The following is a 13,556-nucleotide window of genomic DNA, read 5'->3' as shown; positions in this document are numbered from 1 at the left end:
GATGTCAGGCGGTGCGCAGATGCGCGACGCTGACCGCCAACCCGTCCGGTACGACCGGCAGCGGCCTGTCGGCGGGGCCAGCGAAATCGATGTGATGGGCCCCAAGACGCCCCGCCAGCCACAGCGCAAGGCTGTCGGGACCGTCGCCTGCATCCGGGGCATCGGCGGCAAGACGCGTGGGCGCCCAGATCACCGGCTGGCGCAGCTGGATCGCAGCGTCCAGTTCGGTGCGGGTCTCTGCCACCTCGATGCCCAGGTCACCGCCAAGCCGCCATGCGGCCTGATCCAGCGACAACAGCGCCAAGCGGCGGGCATGCGGCCCGTCATCGGTCATGGGCTGGGCGCCCGGAACGATCACGACCGCCCCCGTGGCCAGCGGTGCGCCGGGGGCGTGCACAAGGATCGCCACCTGTGCGGCCACGCCCGTGGCGGGCACGCGGCCCCGATGACGGATGATCGACACGCCAAGGGCGCCCGGACCGCGGTCCAGCTTTTCGACGCTGACGGTGATGCGGGCGGCGCGGGGATGGGCCAGCACCTCGGCGGCGATGCGTTCGGCCAGCGTCTCGACAAGGTTGTAGCGCTGATCGGCCAACGCCGTGTCGACCGCCTGCGTCAGTACGTCATAGGACAGCACGGCGTCGACATGATCGCCGCTGCCCGCGACGGTCTCTCGCAGATCCACGGTCAGGTTGAAGCGCAGGCGCTGATCCAGGCCGCGTTCCGATTGAAAGGCGCCGATCTCGGCCGAAAGGACGTGGTCGCGCAGAAAGATGCGGTCGGGATGTTCCATATCCGCCATTCACAGCAAATCCGCGGCGCGGGCAACCCCCGCCGCAGACCTCAGTTCGAGGCGACGCGCTGATTGGTGCGATAGAAGATGTGGCGGCCGATCTGGACGGTGCGCTGGAAACGGCGCGACCAGGACGGGCTGACTGCCGGAGTGTGGAAATAGGTGGCGCCACCGGTCAACTGGCGCGGTGCGCCGGCCAGGGCTTCGGCCGCGATGTCCTGGGCACGCAGATAGGCAGCCTTGTTGCGGATCGGCTTGGCACCGCCAATGGTATAGCTGAACTGGCTGGGCTGGTTGATCACGCCGCAGACGGTGCGGGGAAAGGCGCCGCTGTCGACGCGGTTCAGGATGACCTCGGCCACGGCCATCTGACCCTGGCGGCCCTCGCCGCGGGCCTCGTGGTAGAGGGCCTCTGCCATGCAGTCCAGATCGGCGCGGGAAATCACCTTGCGCGTGTTGGCCAGATGCAGGGTTTCGACGGGCTCATCGGGAGTGATCTCGACCGTGACGGGCATCGCGTCGGTATAAAGCAGCGGCGTGGGCCGCGGCGCGTTCGCGGCGGCTTGCAAAGCACCGAACATGCCGGTATCGGCGGAAAAAAGCGATCCGTTTCCCCCGGCAAGGGCAGTGGTCGTCAGAAGGGGCATGGCTGTTGCCGCACATAAAAGAGCGTGCGCCAGCCGTTTCGACAGCTTGGGCATGTACAGTCCTATACAAGGTCCCGTGTTGACGGGGCATTAATGCCCGGTCGACAGGGATGGTCTGTCACGCCGGGCGGGCTGACGATGTGATTAGGATTTTCGGCATCTGCTGTGCCATCCCACTTCGGCGTGAGGCCCGGAACCGGCCCGTTCGGGGCAGTTTTGGGCAGCAATCCGCCACGCTGTTGCGCGGAAACCGGCAACTTCCGGCACATGGGTGTAGCGGTCAGATGTTATGTCCAGCCAAATCAGCAACTTGCAGTTGCAGAATCACGACCGGGGCACAGGCGGGCGGTTTCTGATGGCCGATTGCGCCGCCGCAAGCCGCGCGACCGGCACGCGGAAGGGTGAACAGGACACGTAGTCCACGCCCGCCTGATGGCAGAACGCGATGGATTCGGGGTTGCCGCCATGCTCTCCGCAGACGCTCAGGGTGATGCCCGGAGCCTGCGCGCGGGCCCGCTGCACGCCGATCAGCAACAGCTCTCCGACCCCGTCCTGATCCAGGACATGGAAGGGATCCTCGGCATAGACTCCCTGGCCCACATAGGTCCCCATGAAGCGCCCGGCATCGTCGCGCGACAGGCCATAGGTCATCTGCGTCAGATCGTTCGTGCCGAAGGACAGGAAGGCGCTGTGGGCCGCGATGTCCCCGGCACGCAGGGCGGCACGCGGCGTTTCCACCATCACGCCGAGGCGATAGGTGAAATCGGTGCGCATCTCGTTCCTGACGGCGGCCGCGACGGCGTCGATGCGGGTCTTGACCAGCTCGACCTCGCGCATGGCGCTGACCAGCGGGATCATGATCTCGGGGACGACGGGGTCGCCCTTGCGGCTGGCCAGAACGGTCGCCTCGAAGATCGCGCGGGCCTGCATGTCATAGATCTCGGGAACCGTGATCCCAAGGCGCACCCCCCGCATGCCCAGCATCGGGTTGAACTCGGTCAGCGCCTCGACGCGGCGGGTCACGTCGGACAGGGGCAGGTCCAGCGATTCGGCCAGCTCGCGCAGCCCCTCGCGGTCATGGGGCAGGAATTCGTGCAGCGGCGGGTCGAACAGCCGGATGGTGACGGGAAGGCCTGCCATGATCTCGAACAGGCTGGCGAAATCCTGGCGCTGCATGGGCAGGATGCGGTCCAGGGACAGGCGCCGGTCCTCGGGCGTGTCGGCAAAGATCATCTCGCGCATGGCGGGCAGGCGTTCGGCGTCGAAGAACATGTGCTCCGTGCGGCACAGGCCGATGCCCTGGGCCTGGAACCGCCGGGCGGCGCGGGCGTCCTCGGGGGTGTCGGCATTGGCGCGCACGCCCATGCCGCCCGCATCCGCGGCCCAGTCCATCAGCTGCGTGAACGCATCGTCCAACGCGGGGGGCAGGAGGACGGCCGCGCCCGCCAGAACCTCGCCAGAGCTGCCGTCGATGGTGATCTCGTCGCCCTCGTGCAGGATGCGGGATCCGGCACGTACGGTGCGGGCGCGGGCGTCGATGGTCAGGCCGCTGGCGCCCACGATGCAGGGCAGGCCCAGGCCGCGGGCGATCACCGCCGCATGGCTGGTCGTGCCGCCCCGCTCGGTCAGCACCGCGACCGAGGCGTGCATGCCGCGGATGTCCTCGGGCACGGTTTCGCGCCGCACCAGGATGCAGGGTTCTCCCCGTGCATGGGCGGATTGCGCGCTGGCGGCGGAAAAGACGATGCGCCCGGTGGCGGCCCCGGGGCTGGCATCGATGCCGCGCGCGATCACGTCGCGGGGCGCGCGCGGGTCGACCTGATGGTGCAGCAGGTCGGCCAGGGCGCGGGGCTCGACGCGCATCAGCGCCTCCTCGGGGGGGATGATCCCGTCGCGCGCCAGGCTGACCGCGATGCGGACGCCGGCGCGGCTGCCGCGAGCCACGCGGGTGGCGTCGATGACGCTGATCCGGCCCTCGGTCACGACGAACTCGATCTGCATCTCCTCGCGCAGGCGCTCGCGGGCGGCGATGCCGAAGCGGACCAGGTCGGCAAAGATCTCGGGCGCGGTGTCCTCCAGCGCGGGGCCGCGGTCGTCGCGGGTCAGGAACAGCGTCTCGGCGCCCGCCCCGACGGTCGCGCCATGGCGCTGGCCGCGAAAGCGTCCGGTGACGCGCGGGGTACCGGTGACGGGGTCGATGAACTGGATCGTGCCCGATCCGCAGATGCCCGGACCAAGCGCCAGCGCCATTTCCTGCACCACCAGACCCAAGGGCGCATCCGCGGGCGCACCCTTGGCCTGACGCAGCAGGCGGGCGGTCGGCCCGTCCCATGCACGCGCCATGCTCCGCAGCACCTCGGACAGCTGTTCGGTGGGGTCCTGGGGGAAGGGCTGGTCCATCTCGTCCTGGTAGTGCCGCAGGCTGGCCGCCAGGGCATCGGGGCCGTCCTGCGTGAACATGTCAGGGTCCAGCCGCGCGATATGGATCGCATAGCTTTGGACGAAGGACAGATAGACCGCGTCCGCATTGTCGCGCCCGATCACCTCGGCCAGCCGCGCGTGCAGCGCATCGTTGATGCCGACGTTCAGGACGGTTCCGGGCCCGCCCCATTCCGGCATCGCGGCCGAGGGGCGCACGCTGACCAAGCCGCTGCCCGCAAAGATGTCCAACAGGGCGTCGGGCTGAATGCGCCGTCCCTGGGCGATCATGCGGACGGTGTCGGCAGGGATCGCAAAGCTGCGCGGGACGGGAAGCTGCATCCGGACCAGCCGCTGCAGGCATTTCGCACGCCACCCATGCAGCTCGCGGCTGATCGGGGCCGAGGGCGTGATCTGCAATGCGGTGGCGGGTGGGGGTGCGCTGGTCATGACCCCGGCATCCTAGGGGCGGCGACCGCAGTCCCGCAAGGCCATTATGCGGCAGTGCAGCAGAGGACCATGCGGCGCGTCCGCGCATGGCGCTGGATCGTCGATGAAAGAAGGGATATCCCCGCAGGGAGGGGGATCAGGGGACCGTGGCCCCCTGATCGGATCGCATGGGGATCAGCCCTCGGCGTCTTCCGCCGGGGCTTCCTCGGCCGGGGCGTCGGCAGCGGGTGCCTCCTCCGCGGGGGCGGCCGTGTCACCGTCCGCGATGGTCACGGTCATCATGTAGTCGGGCTCAGACACCGATCCATTGGTGGCGGCGTCGCCCTTCTTGATGGAGTCCAGCACGTCCCAGCCTTCGATCAGCTGACCCACGACGGTATATTCACCGTCCAGGAACGGCGCCGGGGCCAGGTCGATGAAGAACTGGCTGTTGGCACTGTTGGGGTCCATGGCACGGGCCATGCCAACCGTTCCGCGGTCGAAGGTCTGTTCGGTGAACTCGGCCTCCAGGTCTGGCAGGTCGGAACCGCCCATCCCGGCCATCGCCGTGTCGCCGTCCTGACGGCCGTTCTCGACGTCGCCGGTCTGCGCCATGAAGCCGTCGATGACGCGGTGGAACACCACGCCGTCATAGGCACCCGAATTCGTCAGCTCGACCAGGCGGGCGACGTGGTTGGGCGCCAGATCCTCGCGGAGGTCCAGCACGATCGTGCCCTTGGACGTGCCTTCGGCATCGGCAACCTCGATGACCATGTTCGGGCCGTCGGTATCCTCGACCTGCGGGTTGGTCCCCTGCGCGGTCGCGGCGGTGCCCAGCATCAGCAGGGCCGGAATCAGCGCGGCCTTACGCATCGGCGGCCACCTTGACGCTGATCATGCGGTCCGGGTTCACTGGCGGCTCGCCACGGGCGATCTTGTCGACATGCTCCATCCCCTCGATGACGCGGCCATAGACGGTGTACTGGCCGTTCAGGAAATGGTTGTCCTTGAAGTTGATGAAGAACTGGCTGTTCGCGCTGTTCGGGTTCTGCGACCGCGCGGCGCCGATGGTGCCACGGTCATGGGGCAGCTTGGAGAACTCGGCCGGCAGGTCCGGCTTGTCCGATCCACCCGTGCCGGCGCGGCCGGGGTTGTAGTCCTTTTCCATGTTCGCATGGGCCACGTCACCCGTCTGGGCCATGAAACCCTCGATGACGCGGTGGAAGGCCACGTTGTCATAAGCGCCGGCGCGGGCCAGTTCCTTCATGCGCTCGGCATGCTTGGGGGCCACGTCGGACAGCAGCTCGATGACGACGGGGCCGTCCTTGAGCTGGATGACGATGGTGTTTTCCGGGTCCTTGATCTCGGCCATGAGGCCCTCCTTTGTCAGGTGCGACCCCTGATCTAGGGTCTGTCGCTGCCCTGCGCAACGCGCGAAACCGTTATGGGGTCCGACCGGCAGGGGCGCGCGCATCCACCGGGCGCGGTTGACGCCGCGCCTGCCATGCGGGACAAGTTCGCCAACTCTTGGACCCTGAAGGATGCGACATGGCAAAGTTCAACACCATCGACGACATGGATCTTGACGGAAAGGTCGTGCTGACCCGGGTCGACGTGAACGTCCCCGTCGAGGACGGTCAGGTCACCGACACCACCCGCATCGACAAGATCGTACCGACGGTCAAGGACATCCAGGCCAAGGGCGGCATCCCCGTGCTGCTTGCGCATTTCGACCGCCCCAAGGGACAGCGCGTCGAAGGCATGAGCCTGCGCCAGATCGTTCCCGCGCTGGAGGCGGCGCTGGGCCAGCCGGTCGTCTTCGCCGACGACTGCATCGGCGGTCCAGCCAAGCGCGTCGTTGCGGCGCTGCAGCCGGGGCAGGTGGCCCTGATGGAGAACACCCGCTTTCACGCAGGCGAGGAACAGAACGACGGCACCTTCGCCGCATCGCTGGCGGCGCTGGGCGGTGCCTATGTGAACGATGCCTTCTCGGCGGCCCATCGCGCCCATGCCTCGACCGAGGGGCTGGCGCGGCTGATGTATGCGGGTGCAGGTCGCCTGATGGAGGCAGAGCTGAAGGCGCTGGACGCGGCGCTGGGCGATCCGCAACGGCCGGTGATGGCGGTCGTGGGTGGTGCCAAGGTCTCGACCAAGCTGGACCTGCTGACGAACCTGGTCGAGAAGGTCGACCATCTGGTGATCGGCGGAGGCATGGCCAACACCTTCCTGGTGGCCAAGGGCGTCGAGGTCGGCAAGTCGCTGGCCGAGCGCGACATGGCCGATACCGCCCGTGCCATCCTGGAGAAGGCCGATGCCACCGGCTGCAAGATCCACCTGCCGGTGGACATCGTCGTGGCACGCGAGTTCAAGGCGGGCGCAGCGTCCGAGACGCTGCCCGTCGATCAGTGCCCGGCCGATGCGATGATCCTGGATGCCGGCCCCGAGACGGTCGAGGCGTTGCGTCAGGCGATGACCGCCTGCAAGACGCTGATCTGGAACGGCCCGCTGGGGGCCTTCGAGATCGAGCCCTTCGATGCGGCCACCAACGCCGCCGCGCGCGCCGCGGCCGAACTGACCGCGCAGGGACAGCTTGTGTCGGTCGCGGGTGGGGGCGACACCGTCGCGGCGCTGAACAAGGCGGGTGCTGCGGAGGAGTTCACCTTCATCTCGACCGCCGGAGGCGCGTTCCTAGAGTGGATGGAGGGCAAGACCCTGCCGGGCGTCGCAGCACTGGAAGCCGCCAAGCGCTGAGCGAACGGCGCGCCGGTGGCGGCGCGCCCTAGCCTCCGGTCTGGGCGGCCTTGGCGCCGTCCTCATAGGCCCACAGCATCTTGAGCCACTGGGCATAGGCCATCGGCGGGGTGACGCGTTCCGCCGATTGCACCGTGGACGCGGGCAGCAGTTCGGTCTGGCTGGCACCCGCCGTGATGGGGCGCATCCAGACCGTCCGCTGGTCCGCGCCGATGCGGGTTTCCAGCGCGCTGGACCCGATGCCGAAGATCGGCAGCTGATAATGGGCCAGGGTCGTGGTCATGAACATGGCATCCTCCTGTCGGGGTCTGTCCCTGCCAGGCAGGATGCGGACAATTCGTCAGAAAATCGATTCATCTGTGATTAAGCTTTTAGCGATCGCCCGCGCCGCGACGCGGCGGAAAACCGCATCTGCCTGAATTTGTTAGCGTAACCAGCATTGCCGCGGGTCCGGCGCATGCTATCCAGCAGCCGACAATGATAGGAGAGACCCATGCAGATGACCGACACGGTGCGCCGCATCCTGGCCAATTACGAGGGCGAGACGCCGGGCGTGAAGGCGCAGCTGGCCCGCATGATGATGACCGGAAAGCTGGCCGGCACCGGCAAGATGATCATCCTGCCCGTGGACCAGGGGTTCGAGCATGGTCCCGCACGGTCCTTTGCGCCGAACCCGGCCGGCTATGACCCGCATTACCATTATCAGCTGGCGATCGATGCCGGGCTGAACGCCTATGCCGCGCCGCTGGGCATGATCGAGGCGGGTGCGGACACCTTTGCAGGCCAGATCCCCACCATCCTGAAGGTGAACAGCGCCAACAGCCTGATGTCGGGCACGGCGGGCAAGAACCAGGCGATCACCGCATCGGTGGATGACGCGCTGCGGCTGGGCTGCGCTGCGATCGGCTTCACGATCTATCCGGGGTCGGACATGGCGCTGGACATGTTCGAGGAGATCGTCGAGATGCGCCGCGAGGCCGCGGCCAAGGGTGTCGCGACCGTGATCTGGTCCTATCCGCGCGGCGAGGCGATCACCAAGGACGGAGAGACCGCGATCGACGTGGCCGCCTATGCCGCCCAGATCGCGGCGCTGATCGGCGCGCATATCATCAAGATCAAGCTGTCGACCGACCACCTGATGCTGCCCGAGGCCAAGAAGGTCTACGAGGAGAAGGCGATCGACGTGTCCAGCCAGGCCAAGCGGGTCGAGCATTGCATGCAGGCCAGCTTTGGCGGACGCCGCATCGTGGTGTTCTCGGGCGGGGCGGCCAAGGGGACCGATGCGGTCTATGACGACGCGCGCGCGATCCGCGATGGCGGCGGCAACGGTTCGATCATCGGGCGCAACAGCTTTCAGCGGTCGCGCGAGGATGCGCTGGCGATGCTGGGCAAGCTGGTCGACATCTATCTGGGCAAGGACGCCTGACCAAACGGACGAGCCCCCGAAAACGGGGGCGCGACGCGATCAGCGCCTTGCGGCGCGGGACGGGGGCCGGTGGCCCCCTTTTTCACACTTCCTCGATGCGCAGCTCGACCGGGTCGCTGACCAGGACACCGGTGCGGGGCAGGGCCTCGATGGCGTAGTCGATGGCTTCGGGCGTGGTCTTGTGGGTCACGACCAGAACCGGAACGCTGGCCGGGCTGTGCTGGCCGTACTGGCGCATCCGGTCGATCGAGATGCCGGCATCGCCCAGGACCGTCGCGACCTTGGCCAAGGCGCCGGGTTTGTCCTGCAGCTCCAGCCGGATGTAATAGGCGGCGGGCACGGCCGTGCGGGCGGGCTGGGCCGCTGTCAGCGATCCGGCAGGCTGTCCGAAGACCGGCATGCGGACACCGCGCGCGATTTCGACGATGTCGGACATGACCGCGCTGGCGGTCGGGCCTTCGCCCGCGCCCGCGCCGCGCAGGACGATCTGACCCACGCTGTCGCCCTCGATCACGACCATGTTGGTGCCGCCCACCAGCTGCCCCAGCGGGCTGTCGGCGGGTACCAGGCAGGGCGACATTCGCTGTTCCAGCCCGCGGGCAGTCATCTGCGCGACGCCCAGCAGCTTGATGCGGTAGCCCATGTCGCGGGCGCGGTGGATGTCGTCGATGCTGACGCGCTCGATCCCCTCGATCTCGACCGCGTCAAAGTTGACCTGGGTGCCAAAGGCGATCGACGACAGGATCGCCAGCTTGTGGCCCGCGTCGATGCCGCCCACGTCCAGCGTCGGGTCGGCCTCCAGATAGCCCAGCTGGCGGGCCTCTTCGAAGACGGCGTCATAGGGCAGGCCCGCGCTCTCCATCCGGGTCAGGATGTAGTTGCAGGTGCCGTTCATCACGCCCATCACGCGGGTGATGCGGTTGCCGGCCATGCTCTCGGTCATCGACTTGATCACCGGGATGCCGCCCGCGACGGCGGCCTCGAACCGGATCACGCGGCCCAGATCCTCGGCCAGCTTGGCCAGGTGCTGACCGTGCATGGCCAGCAGCGCCTTGTTGGCGGTCACGACATCCTTGCCGGACCGCAGTGCAGCCTCGATGCTGTCGCGCGCGACGCCCGCATCCCCGCCGACCAGTTCGATGAAAACATCGACGTCATCGGCGGTGGCGACCGCCATCGGGTCCGCCTCCCACCGATAGGTCGACAGGTCCGCGTCGCGGTTCTTCATGCGGTCGCGTGCGCTGACGGCGGTGATCGCCACCGGGCGACCCGACCGCATCGCCAGCAGATCGGCGTGTTTCTGAACGATCTTGACGACACCGATCCCGACGGTGCCAAGCCCGGCGATGCCGAGGCGGAGGGGGGACGACATGAGTGCCTCTCATCCTTGATTTTGCGGGTGTTAGCGCGCCGGGCCGCGTGTTGCAACGCGCGATGCGGTCGCGGCGCGGTCCTGTGGCATGCGTGCCGACGAACCGATCACGGGTCGGCGCCCGCCCATTCCCCATCAATCCCGGTCCGCCGCATCACCGACACGACCTGGCGCGCCGCCTGCAGGGTCCGGTCGCGGACCTGCAGGACGTCTTCTGCCCCCATGTCATGAGGATGGCGTTCCCCGCGGGTGTTGATGAAGGTCGGGTGCCACATGCCGGGCCGTGCCCCCGGCCGCCAGGACGCATGGCACAGCAGGTTGCGCATCCGCCGCAGGTCGGTCAGCGTCGGTGGCAGCGCGCCCAGCTCGACCCCCTCGCTGCGGCGGGCGGCGGCCAGAAAGCTGTCGATCAGCGTGCCCAGGGTGTCGTCGGCGATCTCCTCCATGCGGCGCAGCCAGGCCTCCAGGGCGTGGTCCTGCGCATCCCGGCCCAGACCCTTTCGGGTCAGCGAAAAGATCGCGCGCTTCAGCGCCTCCTCAAGAAAGCCGAAGGCCGCGACGGCATGGCCCAATGCCGCGGCCATCTCATCGGGCAGACGATCGGGCGCGCGGGGCAGGGGCATCATTCACGCCAAAGCTGCGCCACCCACGGGGTTGGCCGGACATAATGGCGCAGATGCTTCAGGAAGCCCTCGCGCCGCTGGCCGGTGAAGGCCGCGCGCAGGTGATCCAACGGGGCGCAGGCCTCGTCGGCCTCGTCCCATCGGCCAAGGATCGCGTCGGGCGGGTTCAGGCTGCCGGGGAACATCACGATGCGCGTCCCGCGCGGAATCTTGGGATCGCGCAGATAGTTCAGAGGGAATGTCGGCACGCAGTGAAAGCGGAAATGGGCCAGCCATCCGCGCGGCCAGAACTTGACCCCGCCCGGGGCGTTGCGGGTGACAAAGCGCTGTTCGTACTTGTACTTGTCAGCGGCGGCCTGTGGGTCTGCGGCAAAGATCTTCTGCAGCGGGGCCAGGTTGCCGACCCGCATCCGATAGACCGAGGTCTGGCCCATCTTCTCGAACGGCGTGTTGGGGTTCAGGCCAAGGATCGTGTCGTCCGGATCGCCATGTTCGAAGAACGCGTCAAGGCTGCCGGTGACGATCACGTCCAAGTCCAGGAACAGCACCACCCCCGTGACGTCGCCCAGATCCCCCCACAGCCGCGACTTGGGCCACTTGCCGCGGGTGTTGACCGGGGCCTGATAAGCGAAATCGGGCAGCGGGCGCACAGCGACATCTGGATGCAGGCCGGTCCCGTCATCGGTGAAACAGAACAGCCGGAAAGGCGGCGTGATGTTGCGGGCGATCATCGCATGCAGGCGGTTGACATATTCGGGACCGAACTTGGCACCCCACTTGATGCAGATGATCTGCTTGACCGATCCGTTGCGCCCGTCGTCCATGTCTCACCCATTCGCTTTGGGTGCAGGGTTTCACAGCCGGCACCGCGAGGCAAGCAGGCCTCACGGTTCCGCGCAGGCCACGGGGGGTGCGGGGGGCTGGCCCCCCGCCGTCGCGGGACGCAAATCTCAGGGTCGCGTCTCGCGGATCAGCCGCAGGATGTCCGCGGCTGCGGATGGGATGTTCGTGCCGGGGCCGAAGATCGCCTTGACCCCCGCACGGCGCAGGAAGTCGTAATCCTGCTGCGGGATCACACCGCCGCAGATGACCAGGATATCGCCGGCGCCCGCATCCTTCAGGGCCTGGATCAGCTTTGGTGCCAGCGTCTTGTGGCCGGCGGCCTGGCTGCTGATGCCGATCACGTGGACGTCGTTGTCGATGGCGTCCTGGGCGGCCTCTTCGGGCGTCTGGAACAGCGGTCCCACGTCCACGTCGAACCCGATATCGGCAAAGGCCGTGGCGATCACCTTGGCGCCGCGGTCGTGACCGTCCTGGCCCATCTTGACGACCAGCATGCGCGGGCGGCGGCCTTCCTCCACGGCGAATGCCTCGACGTCGCGCTGGATCTGGGCAAAGCCCTCGTCGCCCTCATAGGCCGCGCCATAGACGCCCGCCAGGGTGCGCACCTCGGCGCGGTGGCGCCCGAATTCGTCTTCCATGGCCATGCTGATCTCTCCGACGGTGGCGCGGGCGCGGGCAGCCTCGACGGCGGCCTCCAGCAGGTTGCCGCCCTCCCGGGCGCGGCGGGTCAGTTCGGCCAGCGTCCCGGTGACGCGGCCCTCGTCCCGCGTGGCGCGGATGCGGGTCAGGCGGGCGATCTGGCTGTCCCGGACGGCGACGTTGTCGATGTCCAGGATATCGATCGGATCCTCGGCCTCCTTGCGGTACTTGTTGACGCCGACGATCACGTCCTCGCCCCGGTCGATCAGGGCCTGACGCCGGGCCGCCGTCTCCTCGATGCGCAGCTTGGGCATGCCGCTGGCCACGGCCTTGGTCATGCCGCCCATCTCCTCGACCTCCTCGATCAACGCCCAGGCCTTCTCGGCCAGCTCCGCCGTCAGGCTCTCGATGTAATAGGACCCGGCCAGCGGATCGACGACATGGGTGATGCCGGTCTCCTCCTGCAGGATCAGCTGGGTGTTCCGCGCGATGCGGGCACTGAATTCCGTGGGCAGTGCGATCGCCTCGTCCAGCGCATTGGTGTGCAGCGACTGCGTGCCGCCAAGCGCCGCCGACATCGCCTCATAGGCGGTGCGGATGACGTTGTTGTAAGGGTCCTGCTCCTGCAGGGACACGCCGGACGTCTGGCAATGCGTGCGCAGCATCAGGCTGGACTGCTTTTTCGGCGCAAATTCCGACATGATCCGGTGCCACAGCAGGCGCGCGGCCCGCAGTTTCGCGATCTCCATGAAGAAGTTCATGCCGATGGCGAAGAAGAAGGACAGCCGCCCCGCAAAGGCATCGACATCCATGCCCGCCGCGATGGCCGCGCGCACATATTCGCGTCCGTCGGCCAGCGTATAGGCCAGCTCCTGGACCAGGTTCGCCCCGGCCTCCTGCATGTGATAGCCCGAGATCGAGATCGAGTTGAACTTGGGCATCTCGGCCGAGGTGTACTCGATGATGTCCGCGATGATCCGCATGCTGGGTTCGGGCGGATAGATATAGGTGTTGCGGACCATGAACTCCTTGAGGATGTCGTTCTGGATGGTCCCGGACAGAACGGCACGGGAATGGCCCTGCTCCTCTCCGGTGACGATGAAGTTCGCCAGGATCGGGATGACCGCGCCGTTCATGGTCATCGACACCGAAACGCGGTCCAACGGGATGCCGTCGAACAGGATCTTCATGTCCTCGACCGAATCGATGGCGACGCCGGCCTTGCCCACATCGCCCTCGACCCGCGGATGGTCGCTGTCATAGCCCCGATGCGTGGCCAGATCGAAGGCCACCGACACCCCCTGCTGCCCCGCGGCCAGCGCGCGGCGATAGAAGGCGTTCGATTCCTCGGCCGTGGAAAATCCAGCATATTGCCGGATGGTCCAGGGGCGGCCCGCATACATCGTTGCGCGCGGGCCGCGGGTGAACGGCGCGATTCCGGGCAGGCCGTCCAGGTGGTCCATCCCCTCCAGGTCGTCGCGGGTATAAACCGGCTTGACGGCGATCCCCTCCAGCGTGTCCCAGGTCAGGCTGTCGGGGTCGCGCCCCTTCAGTTCGCCCTGTGCCAGCTTGCGCCAGTCCTCCAGCGTGGGTTTTGTCATGATCCATCCTTTCC

Annotated in this window: 12 protein-coding genes; 2 read left to right on the top strand and 10 right to left on the bottom strand. The window is 67.6% G+C overall.

Features of this window, described 5'->3' with window-relative positions; genetic code table 11:
- Positions 1 to 4 precede the first annotated feature (4 nt).
- From LZ686_RS01210 to LZ686_RS01190, 5 genes are all read right to left on the bottom strand, one after another.
- The gene (locus LZ686_RS01210; RefSeq protein ID WP_349546751.1) at positions 5 to 802 is read right to left on the bottom strand and encodes a dihydroneopterin aldolase; all 798 of its coding nucleotides are present in this window, start codon (positions 800 to 802) and stop codon (positions 5 to 7) included.
- A 41-nt stretch (positions 803 to 843) separates the two neighbouring features.
- Positions 844 to 1,440 (bottom strand): cell wall hydrolase, encoded by a 597-nt coding sequence (locus LZ686_RS01205; protein ID WP_052714635.1) that lies wholly within the window; start codon positions 1,438 to 1,440, stop codon positions 844 to 846.
- Positions 1,441 to 1,764: 324 nt separating this feature from the next.
- Positions 1,765 to 4,308 (bottom strand): putative PEP-binding protein, encoded by a 2,544-nt coding sequence (locus LZ686_RS01200; protein ID WP_349546750.1) that lies wholly within the window; start codon positions 4,306 to 4,308, stop codon positions 1,765 to 1,767.
- A 174-nt stretch (positions 4,309 to 4,482) separates the two neighbouring features.
- Positions 4,483 to 5,160, bottom strand: coding sequence for a peptidylprolyl isomerase (locus LZ686_RS01195; RefSeq protein ID WP_045984131.1), 678 nt, complete (start codon positions 5,158 to 5,160; stop codon positions 4,483 to 4,485).
- Entirely contained in the window at positions 5,153 to 5,659 is a 507-nt protein-coding gene (locus LZ686_RS01190) for a peptidylprolyl isomerase (RefSeq protein ID WP_042251774.1), read from the bottom strand. The genes LZ686_RS01195 and LZ686_RS01190 overlap by 8 nt, the downstream gene beginning before the upstream one ends.
- A 176-nt stretch (positions 5,660 to 5,835) precedes the next feature.
- Here LZ686_RS01190 and LZ686_RS01185 point away from each other — a divergent pair, with 176 nt between their 5' ends.
- Positions 5,836 to 7,038 carry a phosphoglycerate kinase gene (locus LZ686_RS01185; protein ID WP_273743274.1) on the top strand — a complete coding sequence of 401 codons (1,203 nt, stop codon included), beginning with the start codon at positions 5,836 to 5,838 and terminating at the stop codon, positions 7,036 to 7,038.
- Between the two features lie 28 nt (positions 7,039 to 7,066).
- Here LZ686_RS01185 and LZ686_RS01180 read toward each other — a convergent pair whose 3' ends face one another.
- Positions 7,067 to 7,327 carry a hypothetical protein gene (locus tag LZ686_RS01180; RefSeq protein WP_127898607.1) on the bottom strand — a complete coding sequence of 87 codons (261 nt, stop codon included), beginning with the start codon at positions 7,325 to 7,327 and terminating at the stop codon, positions 7,067 to 7,069.
- Between the two features lie 204 nt (positions 7,328 to 7,531).
- Here LZ686_RS01180 and LZ686_RS01175 point away from each other — a divergent pair, with 204 nt between their 5' ends.
- Positions 7,532 to 8,464 (top strand): class I fructose-bisphosphate aldolase, encoded by a 933-nt coding sequence (locus tag LZ686_RS01175; RefSeq protein ID WP_139085662.1) that lies wholly within the window; start codon positions 7,532 to 7,534, stop codon positions 8,462 to 8,464.
- Positions 8,465 to 8,546: 82 nt separating this feature from the next.
- Here LZ686_RS01175 and LZ686_RS01170 read toward each other — a convergent pair whose 3' ends face one another.
- From LZ686_RS01170 to scpA, 4 genes are all read right to left on the bottom strand, one after another.
- Complete coding sequence (locus LZ686_RS01170) at positions 8,547 to 9,836, bottom strand: homoserine dehydrogenase (RefSeq protein WP_349546749.1); 1,290 nt, start codon at positions 9,834 to 9,836, stop codon at positions 8,547 to 8,549.
- A gap of 107 nt (positions 9,837 to 9,943) precedes the next feature.
- On the bottom strand, positions 9,944 to 10,462 hold the full coding sequence (locus LZ686_RS01165) for a hypothetical protein (RefSeq protein WP_349546748.1): 519 nt from the start codon (positions 10,460 to 10,462) through the stop codon (positions 9,944 to 9,946).
- The gene (locus tag LZ686_RS01160) at positions 10,459 to 11,283 is read right to left on the bottom strand and encodes a glycosyl transferase (protein ID WP_349546747.1); all 825 of its coding nucleotides are present in this window, start codon (positions 11,281 to 11,283) and stop codon (positions 10,459 to 10,461) included. Before LZ686_RS01160 ends, LZ686_RS01165 begins: the two co-directional genes overlap by 4 nt.
- A gap of 126 nt (positions 11,284 to 11,409) precedes the next feature.
- A complete protein-coding gene (scpA, locus tag LZ686_RS01155) occupies positions 11,410 to 13,542 on the bottom strand; it encodes a methylmalonyl-CoA mutase (RefSeq protein ID WP_349546746.1) in 2,133 nt (710 codons plus the stop codon).
- Between the last annotated feature and the right edge of the window lie 14 nt (positions 13,543 to 13,556).

The sequence above is a fragment of the Paracoccus sp. NFXS7 genome, assembly GCF_040148865.1.
GTDB classification, from domain to species: domain Bacteria; phylum Pseudomonadota; class Alphaproteobacteria; order Rhodobacterales; family Rhodobacteraceae; genus Paracoccus; species Paracoccus marcusii.
The sequence above is the reverse complement of the archived record's forward strand: the minus strand, read 5'-3'. Positions and strand labels throughout refer to the sequence as shown.